The sequence below is a fragment of the Flavobacterium sp. ASV13 genome (assembly GCF_000745775.1).
Lineage (GTDB): Bacteria > Bacteroidota > Bacteroidia > Flavobacteriales > Flavobacteriaceae > Flavobacterium.
In genome coordinates, this window is the sequence record NZ_JQJY01000004.1 from 447,681 (window position 1) to 466,199 (window position 18,519).

Consider the following 18,519-nt stretch of genomic DNA (forward strand, 5'->3'; position numbering starts at 1 on the left):
ACGGAATATAGCAACGGGTGCGAAGTCGGGAGACTTCGCACAGCGTCTTCACAGGGTCTTTAGGATTTGAAGGACTTACAAATAAGTTTTGTATAAAACATTCAATACCCTTACCCAGCTCTACGAAGTGTTCTTTAATAAAATTCAATGATAGCTGTGCGAAGACTCCCGACTTTACGCCAGCTCTACGAAGTGTTCTTTTCTAAAATTCAATGATCGCTGTGCGAAGTCTCCCGACTTCGTACCCACTCCAATTATCCATAAAGAAAAATAAAACTGTTCCAGACGAAATATAGCAACGGGTACGAAGTCGGGAGACTTCGCACAGCGCCTTTAGGATTTATAAAACTTAAAAATATATTTTTTATAAAACAGCCAATATCCTTATCTACAAAGTTTTCTTATAAGTCGAAACTGCTGTGCGAAGTCTCCCGACTTCGCACTCATTCTGATAAGCAGTAAAGATTATCAAATATTTATTTGTAAGAAAAATAATTATATTTGAATAAAAAAAATGCAAGACGGATACAAAATAAGAAATCAAAATTTACCTCATTTTATAACAGCAACAGTTGTTGATTGGGTTGATATTTTTACGCGAAAAAGCTATAGAGATATCGTGGTAGATTGTTTAGATTTCTGCACTAGAAACAAATCTATGATTTTATATGGTTATGTAATTATGAGCAATCATATACACATGATTGTACAATCAGAAAAGGGAGAACTATCGGATTTATTGAGAGATTTTAAAAAATTCACTGCTTCAAAGATCATAGAAAAAATAAAATCTGATCCAGAAAGCCGGAGAGAATGGATGTTGGAACGTTTTAAACAATCAACCGAAAGTCATTCCAGAAACAAAAACTATCAGTTTTGGCAGTATGGTAATCATCCAGAAGAAATTTATAGTAACAAATTTATGTGGTCAAAACTCGATTATATTCATTTAAATCCTGTTCGCGCTGGTATTGTCGAAAAAGCGTCACATTACATCTATTCCAGCGCTAGTAACTATGTTTCTGATACAGGAATATTAAAAATCGAAAAAGCCGACATTCTTATTGTTGATACATTAAACTTGAAAAATTTCACGCGATATAATGAATATTGAATTTTAAAATTGTGTCGGAATATTAGGACCGTGTACGAAGTCGGGAGACTTCGCACAGCTTCGATTATTCCTTGTAATAAAGTTTACGCACATCATCTAACAATTCCATTTCTTCTTCTGGCAATAACTGCAAGGCAATTTCAAGCAAAGTCATTACATTGACATTATTATCTTTTGTAAAACTCGACAAACTTTGAGCGTCAGGATTAAGCAAAATAATGCTTGCTTTTAGCAAATCTGAAACCATTAAATTTAATTCGTTATACGAAGATACTTTTAGCTGTATACTAAACGAATTGGTTTCCTTTGGCACTGGTTTTAGCGTAGTGAAGTATTTTCCTTTATCTATAGTTTCTAGCAATTCTTCGGCTCTTACTTTATTTTGCATCTCTATTTTATATAAGATTTGTTTTACATTTTAAAACAAATGTATAAAATATCGGTTGAAAACAATCGATTTTTAACAATCATATCAAAACAATCTATTACTTGTAATTTCATTTCTATGAAAAGAGAAAGAAAAAGTGAAATTCCAGAAGTTGTAAAAGAACTGGGAATCAAGATAAATGATGTGATTAAGAGCAATGAATTAAAACCCAGAGAGGTTGCTCATGATGCTGAAATGGATGTAGAAAATTTAAGAAAATACATTAAAGGTTCACAAGAAATGAAAATTGGAACTTTGTTCAAAATTGCACAAGCTTTAAAAATTCATCCAAGCGAATTAATTAAGGATTTGTAATTTAATCTTTCACCAAGTTCCAAGAAATGAACAATTCTTTAAAGAAAAAATAATATGGAATTTAACACCGATATACTGAAAGTCGTATTTACCTCATTATTTACATTATTGGCAGTTATTATTGGAGGTATACTCTCATATCACAATTCTTTTAAACTTTTTAAAAATCAAAAAAAATATGATAATCGGCGTATTACGTATTCGCGTTTGCTAGCTTACAAGTATATTTGGACTCAATCAATAATTTTTCATCTAGGAACACGATTTTCAGCAGAGTATTTCTATGCGAAATTTAATTTACTTTCCGACGAAAAAGATTTAGAGCAATCTAATAAAGAATTTGATAGAGCAGCTAACTTGATGAGAGATACTTCTATTTATCAAAAAGAAATATTTGAAACAATTGGTTTAATTCAAACTTGCTATATAATAGATTCCGAAATAGAATTAGCTATAAATCAATTATTTGGAGCTGGAACAATTCAAATCCAGCCATTTCCAAAAGCTCTTAAAAATCTTAATGAATTAAATAAATATCATGATGAAAATAGTGTAAAAATTCCAATGATGGCTGAAAACCAATATGTAACTAAAGTTGATACGTTATTAAAACTTCTAAAAGCCCAATTGGATTCTGAAAAGTAATTCCATTAGCGCGGATTTGTAATCCGTGCCCGCAACTAGTAAAACGCAAACAAATCAGTAAAAACAAAAGCTAAAATATCATGTAGCTTTTGTTTTATATTTACAAAGTACAAACCAATTTTTGCAGATCCGAATTATAAATCCCCACTATCGAAAAACATAACCTACAATGAAATATTTAAGCTTAACCCTTTTGATTTTTTTAATTTCTTGTGCAAAGAAAAATGAATCCGAAAATTTAAATACAGGAGTTGAAACTTTAAAAGCTAAAACTCCATTAAAATTAACAGACAAATCTGTAAAATTTTTATGGAGAGCAGATGAATATGACAAGGAACTACAGGACACGGTCAATACAATTTTTATAAATCAGGAATATTCAAAAAACATTTCTGAACCTGAAAAAGCGGCTCTTGGATTTGTTGCCAGCTTTATTGGAAGTGAGTGCGATTGGGATGGAGCACCAAATGTAAAATATGATAATTTAAGTTGTAAAATTAACACAGCGCTTAATCTCGGTCATCAATGTTCAGATGAGCATTTAGGTTTTTTAAGAAAGTGGTTTAAAAATGACAAAAAAGCGTTAGAACGTTTAAAAGATTGCTCTGCAGTTCCCTATACAGCAAGTGTTCAGTCAACATTTGATTACATAGATGTTACAACTAAAGGCGACACTATTAAAATATCTTTTGCAGCAAATGGCGTAAATATGCGCACTGAACAATCTTGGAGCTATAAAGAAGAAGATACATTTGTTTTCAAGAAAGATAATTTAGTTTTTGTTAAATCTAAAGAATCAGAAAATGAAAGAAACTCATTTGAAATGGATGATGAACTAGAAGAAGAAAAATAAACGCTGCAAAACTAGCTCGACAAAGTGTTCTTCTAAAATTAGATGATCGCTGTGCAAAGTCTCCCTACTTCAGTAATTAATTAAAAAAATGAAAAAGACAATACTAATTTTAATGCTTTTTATAACGAGCATCTCCATCGGACAAACTAAACTTGAAGAAGTTACTGTTGCTCCTAATGGAAAAGTAATTTCTAAAACTACAGTAAAAAAATCGACAAACAGATCTCCTGAAAAAACCATTGAAATGTTTTATAAAAATCAAGATGATATTAAAGCACTTGATCCTTTAATAAGTTTTAGATTTTATCAAAAAACCCCATACTATAAATTGAATGAAATTTTAAAGCAAAAAAATAAGAGTTGTGGTGAATTTGTCGAAAAAACTTTAGTTAAAACTAAAACATCTGATGATAAAAATTCAATTGCATATCTCTACAATGTTACTTATAAAAATATGAAAACAATAGAAGAAATTATTCTTATAAGAGAATCTACAAATGATAATTTTCAAGTTTACATTTATAATATAAAAAAGCAGTAAAATAAAACCCGTTAGTGCGGATTTGCAAATCCACACTAACATTCTAATGAGATTATTTTTCACCACAAAAACAAAACACACAGTAAATCAACATCTTAAAATTAATTTATATATTTGATAATCACCAAAATCATTAATAATTTTTTCTAACAAAACCACTAATGAAAGAACTTATTAAAATTGGCCGTATCTTTTTTGGTATCGGCGTTGTTGCTTTAGGGATTCATCAACTTATAATCAAAGATTTTCGTTCCGAAATTTTAGCTCCATTTCCTGCCTGGGTGCATCATAATAGCATCTTCCCCATTCTTGTCGGAATCGCTTTGATAGTTGCCGGAATTATTATTTCAGGAGTATTTAAAATCAAATTTATTGACCCCAAAAAAGTATGTCTTTATTTGGGTTTTGGTTTTCTTGTTTCGGTCATCGCTTCTCATTTACCGTATATTATAATGCTTAGCGCAACTAAAACTCCAGATTTTCAGGTTTGGATAAATCTTCTCGAAGCCTTAACTTATAGTGGTGGAGCGTTTGTAATGGCTGGCTCATTTACAGAAAACATTTCGACCGGAAATAAAAAGAATTTTACCTTATTATTAGAAAAACTTATTCCGTGTGGGCGCGTTTTTTATTCCATTTTAATGATTGTATTTGGATTAAGTCATTTCTTTTTTGCCGGCTTTATTGCGACACTTGTACCAAAATGGTTGCCAGCGCCAATGTTTTGGACTTATTTTTTTGGTGCTGCGCTTGTCATTGCTGGAATAGCCATTATTTTCAAAATAGTAATAAAACCAATTGGGCTTCTTTTGGCCTTTACGCTTTTGCTGTTTTTTCTATTCTTTCATATTCCTGACGCAATCGCAAACCCATCAGTTGGCGGCGGAAACGAAATTATTCGTGCACTTATATGCTTGCTTTTCTGTGGTATTGCATTGGTAATCGCATTGACAAATGATTGCAAAAGGGCATTTTAGTTCAAATAAATATGAAAAAAGAGAAAAACTGGCTCAAAATAATTGTCGAGAATTTACTTGATTTTATTTTAAACTGGAAATAGTAATGCAGATTTGCAATTCTTAATACACAATAAAAATCATCAAATACAAAAGCTACAAAAATCATGTGGCTTTTTTTATATTTACAAGAAACAAACCAAAATATATGACACTAATTGCAATTTTCTTTCCGTTTGCTTCTTTCTTTTTGAGAGGAAGAATATTAACTTCTATAATTTGTCTGATTTTGCAAATCACTTTAATTGGCTGGATTCCTGCAGCGATTTGGGCTGTTATTTCTTTGCAAAATTCAAGAGCTGATAAACGCAATGAAAAATTAATTAAAGCGATGAAATCCAGATCTTAAAACAAATAGATAATAAACGATACTTTTTTTGAAACTTATTATAAAAAGCAAATAATATGGATTGGACCGATAATAAGACATTATTAGAATATTCAAAACGCACACCTTGCAAAGAGATATTTCAGGCTGTATGTGATGAACTTGGCAAACATTACCAGGCAAAAGGCTTTAAATATTCTCGGTCTCAAAAAAAATTAACGCTCGAAAAAGACGATATAAAACTGGAAATTTCATTTTGGTCAACCAAGAGCAATACGCCAGGCAAATCGGTTTCGTTTGAAATTTTACCCAGTTTTTACTCTAAACAGTTGGCTAAAACGAGCAATATAAACGGGATTCTATTTGGACATACAGGTCTTTTTTACTATAAATACACTGACAACCCAAAACAAATACTGGTAAAGCAAATATTTGGAGATGAATTGGAACGTATTGATGAATACAGTAATGAATCAAATATAATTGAAAACCACTACTGCAACATTTACGGAATTGACAAAGAAAAGTTTGACGCTATTGTAAAATTTATTGATGACAAAATTGTTCCTTGGGTTTCTAAACTTGCAACTAACGAAGGAATTTTGGAATTAATAATAAATGCGTGTCCCACAAGAATTGGGTCGTTAAACGGCAAAGGCACGAATTCTGACTTTGTAAAATACGTTCAACTCAATTTTCCAGATATTGATATCGAAAAAAAACTTGGTTTATAATAAACTCCTCAACAAAGGAAAGAGTTCGTTTTAGAAACAGAAAAGTCAGTCCCGAAAACTTTCGGGACCGCACAACATCAAATAGGTCTTTTTAATTTGGTAAGTAAACATTCGCTTTAGTAATTTTCAAAGTATTTTCAGGAGTCGTATACCAAGCTACAAATTGATCCATTTTATCTTTGTTAGCTGTGTGCCATTCGCTAAATTCATCCTGCGCGCCCATCTGAAAAAGATATTCGTTGTACGTATCAAGCAAACCAGCATCGAATAAGGTTTTCTGATATTCTAAAACCACATTTGGGTATTGTTTGAAATCATCTTTAAAGTAGTTTTTAATAAATGCCGTTCTGATTTCTGAAAGTGATTTTAAAGTAATTTCTTTTTGTCCGAGTACACTCAACGAAAGATTTTTTCCATAAACAGCGCAAAATGGGAGTTTCAAATTTTTAACATCTACATTTCCATCAATTAAAATGTCGCAGAAATCAATTTTAATTTCGTTGTCTTTAAATTGAATACTGTTTTTATACGTGTTGTAGAGTAATTCGCTTATTTTTTGAGTTCGTTTGGTTGTTCTTTCTAAATTCACAAAAATTTCACCATACATTAAACCTGCAAGTTTGTTACGTGAGTTTAAATATAATAAAGTCGCTCTGTAATAGTTTGAAGGATACATTGGATCCACTTCCATTCCTTTTTGGTAACTCAAAATAGCTTCTACATAGTTATCTTGCGATTCATAAACAACGCCTTTTTCAAGATACAATCTTCCGGCATTTGGGAATTTTATTAATCCTTCCTCATAAGTTGCAATGGCTTTTTTGGGATTTTTTACATAATCGTAATTGTTTCCTAGCAACTGATAAAAATCGGCTTCTATTCCAGCATAATTTTTGATTTTTTCCAGCTGATCAATCGCTTTTTGATATTCTTCTTTATGTGTATATGCTAATGCAATTTCATACGGATACGCATAATCTGTAGGATCTGTTTTTTCGCATTCTTTTAAGATTGCAATACTTTCATCGTATTTTCCTTCGTCTATTAATTTGGCTGCTTTATAAATGTCCTGACATTTAAATTCTCTTTTTTGAGCTTGGATTGTTACAATAAAACATAGTGCAGTAAATAGAATTAGACTGTTTTTCATAAGATTAGGTTGTTTTCGGTTAAATCAAATATAAGCATCCTGTGTTTCCTATTTTTACGGAAAAGCGTAATTGTATCAATATTTGGTTTCAATTTTGATACAATACAAATTATCAAAACAAAAGCTATATATAATCCTACAGCTTTTTTATATTTACATGAAGAACGCCTTTCGATAATTCCAAAAAGCAGCAAAATTCAAATTAAATGAAAAACTTCCTTCTATATTCCGCAACATTATTTCTATTCAGCTTTAGCAACAATCTAATGGCACAGACACAACTTGAAATGAATCAGACGGCTATTAATAATTTTAAAAAAGCAGATGATAAACTCAATCAGGTTTATAAAAATCTAGTGAAAAAATTAGATGAAAAAGAAAAAAGTTTATTGATTACAGCCCAGAAAAACTGGATTAAATTTAGAGATTCAAAATGTGATTTTGAAAAACAGCAATATGATGGTGGAAGTATTCAGCCCTTAATTTATTATACATGTCTTGCCGAATCTACGGAAGATCGAATTAAAGATTTAAAAAGAAACTTAGACGATCGCAACAGATAATAAAATCAATTTTATCATGAAAAACAGCTAAAATCTAATCTCAGAAACTACACAACCTAACCAATGAACCCAAACAAACTCGCACCATTTCTTGCTTTTTTACTCTTTTTCACCTCTTGCAAGGGACATGAAAAACAAGATGACATTGTAAAAAACAATCCTGAAGATACAATAAAGCGTTTCATTATTGGCGATCATATGCTTGTTCCAAAATTGAAGGAAGTAAGAACTTATGAAATGGTTGGCGGTGAAACTTGGGATGGTCATAGGTATAGTAAAGACCCAAAAATCGATTACGAAAAAACTACTTTATTGATACTTGGAAACAGCATTTTATTTAAAGAGTATTTTCCTTTTCCGTTTAACTTAGATAAACTAAAACTGATTTCCAGCAATGAATTCATAACTATCTGCAGAGACGACAATTATATTTATTACGTTTCTGATCGTATAAAACCAACACAAATTCATATTGCAGGCTACAAACCAATAAATGATTTTGTTTATAAATCAAAAGATGGAGCACTTTTTTTTCTGGATGCAGAAAAATACAAACTTAATCCTGTAAAAATAAATGTCGATGAAAATTCGATTAAACATTTAGCCGGAAATTATTATTCGGACAAGAACGGTTTGTATTTTTTTGGTGCACATTATAAAAAAAATATACAAAACAATCAAAGAGATTATATCGAGAAATCAGAAAAGATAATTGATGCAAAAAACGTTGTGCCTTTCATTTCAAAATACTATTTAACTTTTGGCAATCAGGTTTTTGCAATAGATGACGATGAAATAAAGAAGCTGGATCTTAATACTAAAAAGCTATTTGAAGTTTATTTCTGGGATAGGCAATCCTTAATTACGGACGGAAAAAATGTATATAGCAATTCAAATTACGGTTATGACGACCGCCGAAACGAAAAAGGTACTTATGGTTTTTTATTCCCTTCTCTATTTTCTGGAAGTAATCTGCAAAAAATATATCCACAATCGTTGCCTTTTGCGAACGAAAACAATTCGATTGTTTTTAATAAGGGACGCTCTTTTAATTCGATAGAATTAGCCGTGGTAATTAATAACGAGAATTATATTTTGTCAAAACAAAAGAAGATAAAAACAGGCAAAATGTTATTTTATCATTCTGAAACCAAGACCAATGGGGATTTTGATGAAAAATATCTGAAAATCTTTAAGAATCAATTTCTTCAATACAAAAATGTACTATATTTTGATGATCGTCCTGTAGAAGCTTCAAAATTGGATTTGAAAAATTTAAGACAAATTGAAAACTCCAACTACCTTACAGATGGAAAATCAATATTTTATACTTATGGTATTACAGGAATGGGGTTAATTGAAAAAAAAGGTGCAGAATATGCCGTTCTTGATGAACGAATTATAGAAAACGTCTATACAAATGAAATGAAAGCTATAAATCCTGATTTGCTTTCTGATGGGATTACTCTTATAAGCAGAAATCAAAAAGCAACAATAAAAGAGCTAAAACTAAATGTAAAAATTGCGGAATAAGCTTAAAAAAAAATCTAAAAGTGTAATCATGGAAGACTTCGACTGGACATCCTTTACAAAGAAAATAGCAATTAAAGCGAATCGCAGCGACATTTATAACGCCTGGACAATAGCTAATGAACTAGATAAATGGTTTCTCGAAAAAGTTTCTTTTTTTGATGCGAATCAGGAACCAATCAGCAAAGGCAAAAATGTTTCCGAAGGCAATACTTATGAATGGCTTTGGCATTTATACAAAGATGGAATGAATGGAAAAATTACATCTGCGAATGGAGAAGATTATTTGCAATTTACATTTGAAGGCAATTGTCTTGTTGATATAAAATTGAGCGAAACCAATGGTTATACAATCGTCGAACTTCATCAGCACAATATTCCGACAGATGATAATTCGAAAAAATTCATTAGACTGGGCTGTTCCAACGGCTGGCATTTTTATCTGACCAATCTTAAATCGGTTTATGAAGGTGGATTGGATTTGCGAAATAAGGATGAGAATTTGGATCCGATGATTAATAATTAAAAATGGAATATACTTTTTACAATGCTGAAACAGAGATTTTATATAAAATAATTTGTGTTTCAAAATCACGCCACAACACATTCCATATTTTTTTCTTCCATGATCTTCATATCGATTATTTTTTGAGCAACAGTTCCTCTTTCAAATAAACGAATGAATTTAAAAACGGCGCTAGCAAAATACCCAGGATTTGAAACCAATCGGGCGATTTCTGTTATTCTTTTGTCTCTTAATTGTGTGCAAGCTTCTTTTTCATTTTCTGGAACTGCTACAAATTCGGTGGCAAATTTCCATGCCCCATTTCTAGCGGTTTCCATGCTAAAATCAATAAAGAAATTATCTACTTTGCCCGTAAATTTTAATATCCACGTAAGTGTTGGCCAAATTTTGATCAGGCATTTTTCGACACTGCCAACCAAATTGCTGAGAATGAAGTTTATCTTATCAAAATCAGCTTTTAAATCTTCAATGTCTTCAACTGTACTGACTTCTGCCGAAGCAATTCCTAAATCGAGGTTAATATGAGCGTTAATTCCGAGCAATAAATGCTGCAAAACTATAGGCCAAAATTTTTCGGCTTGTTCAAAAGCAAATGCCCAGCATTCAGATGGTTTTTCTTTCGCTTGATACTGATAATACGCTTTCAAATACCGATTAGCGAAAATAACATCCAATTTTTCCATTCGCTCGCCATTTTGAAATGAACCAACCAAAATGCCTTCTTTTATTCTTACTGTAACTTCGCGATATAGAATAGCAAATAAACCTAAATTGCTTTGATCTATTTTTGATTTTTCTATTATTTCATCTAATAAAAAAATTACTTCATCTATAGTATTAGCTTGTTTCATACTCATTCAGAATTGGTTGCGGTTAAATTGAGAAGAACGAATTTAATTATTTTTATCGTCTGATGAAGTTTTTTTGAAGTAATTATCTTATTATTATTCGTTATTTTAGAAAAACAAATCCCAAAAGAAATCTCTTTTGGGATTGTTACTAAACTTAAAGCGAAACGATACTAAATCTACTCTTCTACTTTCAAAATCTCCAATTTAAGATTTCCTTTCTTAGCTGGCCATTCAACAATATCGCCTTCTTTGTAGCCAACCATTGCAATTCCTTCATCAGAAAGTACAGAAATTTTATTTTTGCTAACTTTTGCTTTTTCCGGACCAACTAAAAGGATTGTTTTTTCTACGTTATTGATATGATCTTTGTAGGTAACTTTTCGATCTATCGAAACAATATCTTCAGGCAGGTTTTTTCTTAATACCTGAGTGGCATGTTTTAATTCGCCCAATAACAATTCTTCTTCTCTTGGTGTTACCTTTTTTCTTCGTACGTGATCTTTAATTAAATCGTATGTTCCTGTTGTTAAAATAATATTTTGTGACATAATTTTCTTGTTTGCTTCATTTTTTCAAATAATGATACGCAACTCTTCACTGAATATTTTTCAGCTCGGTCTAATTCAGTGATATCTCATCCCGAATGAAAATTGAAGATTAATAAATGAGCAATATAAATGGAAGGATCCCTGTCTAGAGTTTTGACAGGGCGAAAGGAATAAACTCTTTTGAGCTTTTTAAAAAAGTGTCATCATGCAAATACAATAATGTGCACATCAAGCACATTAGACAGCTATTTACTAAATAAAAATTTGCAGTGACCATTATTTTAAATTCTAATCTTTCTGCAATATACGCTTTTTTCTTACAAAAAAGAGACAAGTAAGTAACAATTTGTATAGAGCTAACTTTATTCAGCTTTTGCAAAATATTTTATTCTTCATCTTCAGAGTTAGAAACTTTTTCTTACTTTTGAAAATATACAAACCACATTTTCAACATTATACAATGTTGTATTTTCAAGAATAGCTTATAATTCCAAAACCTCAAAAAAAGCAAAATATGATTAAAAAATCCATTTTATCTGTTTTAGTTGTTTTACTATTGGTTTTAAATTCCTGCAAACAGGAGCCAAAAGAAACACCTGCCCCATTAATTGACGTAAAAACTTTCTTCAAAAATGGAGAAAAAAGCTCTTTCCGAATTTCGCCAGACGGAAATTATTTCAGCTATCGTGCCGATTATAAAGGAAAAACCAACATTTTTGTTCAAAAAGTAAACGACACTAAAGCTGTTCGTGTAACAAACGATACTTTACGAAGCATTTTCAATTATTTCTGGAAAGGCGACCGAATTGTTTATGCGCAGGACGTGGGCGGAGACGAAAATTTTCAGCTTTTTTCAGTAAAAGCAGATGGAACTGACTTAAAAGCTCTAACGCCTTTTCCAGGCATCAGAAGCGATATTACAGATGCTTTGATTGATATTCCAGGAAAAGAAAAAGAACTGATTGTACAGATTAATAAAAGAGTAAAAGAATACTTTGATCCTTATATTTTAAATGTTGAAACCGGAACTTTGACACTGCTTTACAACAACAAAGAAAATTTTGATGGCTGGGTTACAGATAATAACGGAATTATTCGTCTGGCTTCAAAAACAGATGGTGTAAACATTACGTGGAATTACAGAAACTCTGAAAAAGAACCTTTTACTCCTTTGATTACAACAACTTTCAAAGATATTTTTACGCCAGCATCTTTTGATAAAGACAATAAAAATATTTACGCGCTAAGCAATATCGGAAAAGATAAAGTGGCTTTGGTTGAATACGATCCTGTTGCCAAAAAAAATGTAAAAGAACTTTTTTCAGACAGCAAATATGATTTAGACGCCATTAACTACGACCGAAAAAAACAAGCTTTGACTTCTGTTGACTGGGAAGCCGAAAAACAGGAAAAACATTTCTTTGATAAAGATTGGGAAGCAATCCAGAACAATCTGAAGAAACAAATTGAAGGCTATGAAACCGAAATTGTAAGCTACGATGATGCCAGAACAAAAGCCATTGTTTGGGCAGGAAATGACCGAACTCCAGGGAAATTTTATTTGTATGATTTCAAAACTTCAAATGTAAAAGAAGTTGCCGATCCTTATCCTTGGATTAAGGAAAATCAAATGAGTCACATCAAACCTGTTACATATAAATCAAGAGATGGTTTAGAAATTCACGGTTACTTGACGCTTCCATTGGGAATTGAGCCAAAAAATCTGCCAGTTATCATTAATCCGCATGGCGGACCTTGGGCAAGAGACGGCTGGTATTTCAATCCGGAGGTTCAGTTTTTGGCGAATCGTGGATATGCTGTTTTGCAAATGAATTACAGAGGAAGCACAGGTTACGGAAAGAAATTTTGGGAAGCCAGTTTCAAACAATGGGGAAAAACAATGCAAGACGACATTACCGATGGTGTTGAATGGCTAAAAAAAGAAGGCATCGCCGATGAAAACCGAATTGCCATTTACGGAGGAAGCTACGGCGGTTATGCAACACTTGCCGGAATCACGTACACTCCAGATTTATACGCCGCAGCCGTTGATTATGTAGGTGTGAGTAACTTGTTTACATTTATGAATACAATTCCGCCTTATTGGAAACCATACTTACAGCAAATTCATGAAATGGTAGGTGATCCTAAAAAAGACAGTTTATTGCTTGCCTCAGCATCTCCCGCTTTGCATGCTGACAAAATAAAAACGCCTTTATTCATTGCACAAGGCGCAAATGATCCAAGAGTAAACAAAGCCGAAAGTGATCAAATGGTAGAAGCATTAAAAAAACGCGGTGTTGTTGTAGAATATATGGTCAAAAATGATGAAGGACACGGTTTTAGAAACCAAAATAATCGTTTTGATTTTTATGGCGCTATGGAAAAATTCCTAGACAAACATTTAAAGCAAAAGAAATAAACACCTGTTTTAAAATAAGTTATAAAATTGTATATAAAAGCTGCAGAGAAATATTTTCTGCAGCTTTTTAAATTTTCAAACAAAACGATAATTAAATACAAAAAACAGATAAAACATTTTCTAATAAGAGATAATTTAAAAACTGGACTTTTAAACACATAAACTTTGGACTTTATAACAAAACAAGCTTATCACTTTCACACTGAACTTTGCAATATTAAAATTAAAAAAAATGACAAATTCAGAAAAAGGCAAAACAGTTTTGGTTACAGGCGGTTCAGGTTTTATAGCCGTTCATTGTATTTTAAATTACTTAAAGAAGGTTATTCAGTAAAAACAACCTTTCGTTCATTAAACAGGCAAGATGAAGTAAAAGAAATGCTTAGGGTTGGCGGCATCAATACGTTTGAAAATCTTTCGTTTATTGAAGCAGATCTTTCTAATGACAAAAATTGGGATGAAGCAGTTAAAGGTTGCGAGTTTGTACTCCATGTGGCCTCTCCTACTCCGGCGATTCAATTTACTCATGAAGACGAATTAATTAATCCTGCCAAAGATGGTGTTTTAAGAGTTCTGAGAGCTTCAAGAGATGCCAATGTAAAACGAGTGGTTTTAACTTCTGCTTTCGGCGCAGTCGGCTTTCAGGTCTGCAATATCTTCAGCGGTAATAACCTAAGCGGCTGTAATTCCCAAATCGAGATTGATATGTGCATTCATGCCCAAAAGTAAATGCTGAATAACGATTAGCAAAAATAACATCGAGTTTTAGAATCTTTATAATTCTTGTTCCAAAAAGTCATTTAAGTAGAATTATAAGATTTATACTATTTTAACTAATACCCGTTTTTATTGCTTTCATACCTAAATATAGAGGACTTATGACATTTTCTTAAAAGCCACTTTCTTAATTATCTACTTTCAGTCAATCAAAAAGAGATAAATCAAAAATTAACTAAAGCCTCATGCTATGAAAACTAAAAAAATGGTATTACTTTTTATCGTGCTAATTTCCTTATGCGCTTGTAAAAAGGAATCAAAAGGAGAAAAGGACAATTACACTACAATAAACAAAGGCACTGCCGATTCTGAGTGTTTAGCTCCTGCAAGCTGGTTTACAATCGTAAACAACACACGCCAGACTCCTCCACCAAATGAAGGACCTACAAGCGTATTTGCCAACAATGCAACAGTAACAAATTGTGATTTTCACCAATGGTCCTGGCAAAAATTTCTTTGGCTTACTAATGAGACCAATGGAGTGCCATTCTTTATCAATAACATGATTCAGGTGAATGCTGCGGGTCAGAAATTAGATCCAAACAATGGAATTGTTTTAACAGATACTGCTCAGGCAAGTAGTAAATCTGATATTTTAAAAACACCTGTTTATCCATCAGGAGTTCCTAAATCTACTACGGTTTATTATTCTATATTTATGGACAAACTTATGTACGGAACTATGCTAAAATACGGTCCTATAGCCAAAAATGACCCTACTCAGGTAAAAGGCATAGCTTTTCCTGTAGGCTCATTAGAACTTAAAACTTCCTGGATTGATGCTAGTGTTCTTAAAGATACTTCTAATTATTTTGTTACTCAGGGAACAATTAATGGAGTAAAAACAAAAGTGGCACTTTTAGGAATGCACGTAGTTGGTATTGTAGAAAACCATCCTGAATTTGTATGGGCTACTTTTGAGCATGAAAACCTCGCTCCTGCTTACGATTGGTCTAAAGCTACTCCAACAACTGATGCGCCGGTAACAAGCACTGTGGATTATCCTTTCTTTAATAAAAACAGCACAGCAACAGTTACCAATATAACCTCTGGAAACGGAATTTATACAGATGTTTTTTCTGTTTACAAATATGGTGTTCCTGTAGAAAAAGCAATGAAAGGTTCTCATAATGTTCAACTTTATATGAAGACAAGCCAAAATGGTTCACAAAACTTCAACAATATTCGTACTATTAATGCAAGCGTTAAGAAACAGTTGACAGGTGTTTGGAACAATTATTTTTACAATGGTTCACTTTGGATCAATACAGAAGGATACAATGGCACTCCGGCACAAGCGGCTTTATTAGATTCATTAAGTTTTAACCTTTCAAATTCTGAGCCAGGTGACTTAACCAGAGGTTCTACTGCAGCTTACAATATTACTATGGAAACTTATGTTCAGGTAGGTTTTGGTCCTAAATCTATACACGCAAATTCTGTATCTGATCTTGTTAATTGCTTTTCATGCCACAATACATCTCATAAGAAAAATATTTCTCCACTTTTTATAAGCCATGTATTTACAGGATACGTAGGAAGTCTACAAGGATTAAACAGAACACAAATCAAAGACGAACATGTTAACGAAATTGTTAAACAATTTAATTTACGTCTAAAATTAAAAACCAAAAAATAAACAGTCCTGCTTTTATTTATTGATACAAAAACCACAAACTTCTGTTTGTGGTTTTTATGTTTTATTCATGCCTATAAGTTTATCAGTAAATTATATTGAATTTGTTCAAATAACTTTCAAATCTGCATCAAACAAAAAAACGTAGTCCCGATAACTATCGGGATAGAACCTTTGCCTCTTTCCAAAAAAATTCCCTAATTTCGCCCTCCAACAAGAAATGAAAAAATGAAGGTCTGTATTGCTGAGAAACCGAGTGTAGCACGTGAAATCGCATCCGTTTTGGGTGCCAATACCAAGCACGACGGCTATTACGAAGGCAATGGTTATGCCGTGACTTACACTTTTGGGCATTTATGTACCTTGAAGGAACCCAACGATTACAAACCGCACTGGAAAAGCTGGGATTTGAACAATCTGCCAATGCTTCCTGAGAAGTTTGAGACCAAAGTCGTTCAGAATTCGGGAATCCAAAAACAATTTAAAATCATTAAAAGTCTTTTCGACAAAGCCGAAGTGGTCATAAACTGCGGGGATGCTGGACAGGAAGGAGAACTGATTCAGCGTTGGGTCATGAATGAAGCGCATTATAAAGGCGAAGTTCAGCGCTTATGGATTTCGTCCTTAACAACAGAAGCTATAAAAGAAGGTTTTGAAAACTTAAAACCCTCAACAAATTACGATAATTTATTTTACGCCGGATTTTCTAGAGCCATTGGCGATTGGCTTTTAGGAATGAATGCAACGCGGTTATATACCGTAAAACATGGCGGTTACAAACAAGTTTTGTCTATCGGACGTGTGCAGACGCCAACACTGGCAATGGTTGTAGATCGTTTTAGAGAAATTGAAAACTTCAAACCACAACCGTATTGGGAATTGCAGACTTTGTACAGAGAAACACTTTTTAGTTACGAAGAAGGACGTTTTTTAAACAAAGAGGACGGAGAAATTCTGGCCGAAAAAGTAAAAGAAAGTGATTTCGAAATTGTTTCTGTTGACAAAAAAAACGGAAACGAATACGCGCCAAAACTTTTTGATTTAACGGGATTACAAGTGTATTGCAATCAAAAATTTGGATTTTCGGCAGAAGAAACGCTGAAAATTGCACAGACTTTGTATGAGCAAAAAGTTATCACATATCCCAGAGTTGATACGACTTTTTTACCTGGAGATATTTATCCGAAAGTGCCGGGAATTCTACAAAAATTAACCAATTATGCCGAATTAACGCAGCCCATTTTAGAGAAAAAAATCAAAAAATCACCAAAGGTTTTCAACGATAAAAAAGTAACCGATCACCATGCAATTATTCCAACTGGAATTCAAAATAATCTGCCGTACAATCAGCAGCAGGTTTATGATATAATCACAAAACGTTTTATTGCTGTTTTTTATGATGATTGTCTGGTTGCCAACACGACAGTAATAGGAAAAGCAGCCGAAGTAATGTTTAAGGCAACAGGAAAAGAAATTCTGAAAAAAGGTTTTCGCGTGGTTTTTGAAGATCCAAATGCAAAGGAAAAAGAACCCGATTTATTGCCAAGTTTTGTTGTGGGCGAAAAAGGTCCGCATGAGCCTTCATTTCTTCAAAAAGAAACCAAACCACCAAATCAATTTACAGAGGCAACTTTACTGCGTGCCATGGAAACCGCTGGAAAACAGGTTGACGACGAAGATTTACGTGAATTGATGAAAGAAAACGGAATCGGGCGTCCGTCTACGCGTGCGAATATTATTGAAACACTTTTCAAACGTCAATATATTGTTCGAAATAAAAAACAGGTTTTACCCACTTTAACGGGAATTCAATTGATTGATACGATTCAGAATGAATTGGTAAAATCGGCTGAGCTTACTGGAACTTGGGAAAAACAATTGAAAGATATCGAAAAAGGTACTTTCACCGCCGCCGCGTTTATCAGAAACATGAAACGTATGGTTGAAGCTTTGGTTTATGAAGTCCGAAGCGAAACCAAACACGCTAATATTTCTCATGCAGCAACAATCCAAAAACCTGTTGTAAAAGCAGAAAAAGAAAAAAAGAAATCTTCCGGAATAGCAGCAGAAACTTGTCCGAAATGTCAGAAAGGAAATCTGATTAAAGGAAAATCAGCTTTTGGATGCAGTGAATATAAATCGGGTTGTGATTTTGTGTTGCCATTTGTTTTTCATGACAAAAAAATTACCGAAAGCCAATATTTAAGATTGGTACAAAAAGGTTCAACCGCAAACATAAAAGGTTTTAAAACCGATTCTGGAACTGTTGAAGGTTTAATCCGATTTGAGGAAAATTACAAATTGAAATTAGAGCCGAAGAAAACCGAGAAAAAAGCCGAATCAAAGGAAAGTTCTGATGCTTTGACTTGTCCTAAATGTAAAAAAGGAACCATTCTTAAAGGCAAAACGGCTTATGGTTGTGGCGAATATAAATCGGGCTGTGATTTTAAAGTTACTTTCGATGAAGTCCGAACTAAATTAAAAGATCAAAAACCAACTAAAGAATTGGTTTATTCGATTTTACAAGAAAGCGTTTAAGTTTT

The 18,519-nt window shown here is 32.7% G+C and carries 19 protein-coding genes and 1 pseudogene; 15 read left to right on the forward strand and 5 right to left on the reverse strand.

Annotated features, from left to right (window positions below; genetic code table 11):
• Positions 1-514: 514 nt before the first annotated feature.
• Complete coding sequence (locus GQ47_RS12645) at positions 515-1,114, forward strand: REP-associated tyrosine transposase (protein ID WP_035649000.1); 600 nt, start codon at positions 515-517, stop codon at positions 1,112-1,114.
• 64 nt (positions 1,115-1,178) lie between these two features.
• On the opposite strand, the gene GQ47_RS12650 is transcribed toward GQ47_RS12645, so the two are convergent.
• On the reverse strand, positions 1,179-1,502 hold the full coding sequence (locus GQ47_RS12650) for a hypothetical protein (RefSeq protein WP_035649002.1): 324 nt from the start codon (positions 1,500-1,502) through the stop codon (positions 1,179-1,181).
• A 117-nt stretch (positions 1,503-1,619) separates the two neighbouring features.
• On the opposite strand from GQ47_RS12650, the gene GQ47_RS12655 reads away from it, so the two are divergent.
• The 7 genes from GQ47_RS12655 to GQ47_RS12685 all read left to right on the forward strand — a co-directional run bounded on the left by GQ47_RS12655 (position 1,620) and on the right by GQ47_RS12685 (position 5,973).
• Positions 1,620-1,856 carry a helix-turn-helix domain-containing protein gene (locus GQ47_RS12655; protein WP_193745224.1) on the forward strand — a complete coding sequence of 79 codons (237 nt, stop codon included), beginning with the start codon at positions 1,620-1,622 and terminating at the stop codon, positions 1,854-1,856.
• A gap of 54 nt (positions 1,857-1,910) precedes the next feature.
• Positions 1,911-2,501 carry a hypothetical protein gene (locus GQ47_RS12660; protein ID WP_035649006.1) on the forward strand — a complete coding sequence of 197 codons (591 nt, stop codon included), beginning with the start codon at positions 1,911-1,913 and terminating at the stop codon, positions 2,499-2,501.
• A 169-nt stretch (positions 2,502-2,670) separates the two neighbouring features.
• Entirely contained in the window at positions 2,671-3,354 is a 684-nt protein-coding gene (locus tag GQ47_RS12665) for a hypothetical protein (protein ID WP_035649007.1), read from the forward strand.
• An 88-nt stretch (positions 3,355-3,442) separates the two neighbouring features.
• Complete coding sequence (locus GQ47_RS12670) at positions 3,443-3,895, forward strand: hypothetical protein (RefSeq protein ID WP_152561030.1); 453 nt, start codon at positions 3,443-3,445, stop codon at positions 3,893-3,895.
• 161 nt (positions 3,896-4,056) lie between these two features.
• Entirely contained in the window at positions 4,057-4,872 is an 816-nt protein-coding gene (locus GQ47_RS22895) for a DoxX family membrane protein (RefSeq protein ID WP_051951516.1), read from the forward strand.
• A 187-nt stretch (positions 4,873-5,059) separates the two neighbouring features.
• Entirely contained in the window at positions 5,060-5,260 is a 201-nt protein-coding gene (locus tag GQ47_RS12680) for a YqaE/Pmp3 family membrane protein (protein WP_035649009.1), read from the forward strand.
• Positions 5,261-5,316: 56 nt separating this feature from the next.
• Entirely contained in the window at positions 5,317-5,973 is a 657-nt protein-coding gene (locus tag GQ47_RS12685; RefSeq protein WP_035649010.1) for a hypothetical protein, read from the forward strand.
• 91 nt (positions 5,974-6,064) lie between these two features.
• Here GQ47_RS12685 and GQ47_RS12690 read toward each other — a convergent pair whose 3' ends face one another.
• Positions 6,065-7,123 (reverse strand): tetratricopeptide repeat protein, encoded by a 1,059-nt coding sequence (locus GQ47_RS12690; protein ID WP_035649011.1) that lies wholly within the window; start codon positions 7,121-7,123, stop codon positions 6,065-6,067.
• A gap of 206 nt (positions 7,124-7,329) precedes the next feature.
• Here GQ47_RS12690 and GQ47_RS12695 point away from each other — a divergent pair, with 206 nt between their 5' ends.
• From GQ47_RS12695 to GQ47_RS12705, 3 genes are all read left to right on the forward strand, one after another.
• Positions 7,330-7,686 (forward strand): lysozyme inhibitor LprI family protein, encoded by a 357-nt coding sequence (locus GQ47_RS12695; RefSeq protein ID WP_081909349.1) that lies wholly within the window; start codon positions 7,330-7,332, stop codon positions 7,684-7,686.
• A 63-nt stretch (positions 7,687-7,749) separates the two neighbouring features.
• On the forward strand, positions 7,750-9,219 hold the full coding sequence (locus GQ47_RS12700) for a hypothetical protein (protein WP_035649012.1): 1,470 nt from the start codon (positions 7,750-7,752) through the stop codon (positions 9,217-9,219).
• Between the two features lie 28 nt (positions 9,220-9,247).
• Positions 9,248-9,742 carry an SRPBCC family protein gene (locus GQ47_RS12705; RefSeq protein ID WP_035649013.1) on the forward strand — a complete coding sequence of 165 codons (495 nt, stop codon included), beginning with the start codon at positions 9,248-9,250 and terminating at the stop codon, positions 9,740-9,742.
• A gap of 65 nt (positions 9,743-9,807) precedes the next feature.
• Here GQ47_RS12705 and GQ47_RS12710 read toward each other — a convergent pair whose 3' ends face one another.
• The gene (locus tag GQ47_RS12710) at positions 9,808-10,593 is read right to left on the reverse strand and encodes a DUF5995 family protein (RefSeq protein ID WP_238567980.1); all 786 of its coding nucleotides are present in this window, start codon (positions 10,591-10,593) and stop codon (positions 9,808-9,810) included.
• A 176-nt stretch (positions 10,594-10,769) separates the two neighbouring features.
• Positions 10,770-11,141, reverse strand: a complete 372-nt coding sequence (locus tag GQ47_RS12715) for a GreA/GreB family elongation factor (RefSeq protein ID WP_035649015.1) — start codon at positions 11,139-11,141, stop codon at positions 10,770-10,772.
• A 514-nt stretch (positions 11,142-11,655) separates the two neighbouring features.
• Here GQ47_RS12715 and GQ47_RS12720 point away from each other — a divergent pair.
• Both GQ47_RS12720 and GQ47_RS23770 read left to right on the forward strand, forming a co-directional pair.
• Positions 11,656-13,563 carry a S9 family peptidase gene (locus GQ47_RS12720; RefSeq protein WP_035649016.1) on the forward strand — a complete coding sequence of 636 codons (1,908 nt, stop codon included), beginning with the start codon at positions 11,656-11,658 and terminating at the stop codon, positions 13,561-13,563.
• A 297-nt stretch (positions 13,564-13,860) separates the two neighbouring features.
• Positions 13,861-14,292 carry an NAD(P)H-binding protein gene (locus GQ47_RS23770; RefSeq protein ID WP_051951520.1) on the forward strand — a complete coding sequence of 144 codons (432 nt, stop codon included), beginning with the start codon at positions 13,861-13,863 and terminating at the stop codon, positions 14,290-14,292.
• Here the strand turns inward: GQ47_RS23770 and GQ47_RS23860 are convergent.
• Positions 14,272-14,322, reverse strand: a pseudogene (locus GQ47_RS23860) (hypothetical protein); the annotation flags it as partial. The gene GQ47_RS23770 and the pseudogene GQ47_RS23860 sit on opposite strands and share 21 nt — an antisense overlap.
• Positions 14,323-14,530: 208 nt before the next feature.
• On the opposite strand from GQ47_RS23860, the gene GQ47_RS12730 reads away from it, so the two are divergent.
• Positions 14,531-15,979, forward strand: coding sequence for a hypothetical protein (locus tag GQ47_RS12730; RefSeq protein ID WP_035649017.1), 1,449 nt, complete (start codon positions 14,531-14,533; stop codon positions 15,977-15,979).
• Between the two features lie 225 nt (positions 15,980-16,204).
• Complete coding sequence (locus GQ47_RS12735; RefSeq protein ID WP_035649018.1) at positions 16,205-18,514, forward strand: type IA DNA topoisomerase; 2,310 nt, start codon at positions 16,205-16,207, stop codon at positions 18,512-18,514.
• The last annotated feature ends 5 nt before the right edge of the window (positions 18,515-18,519 follow it).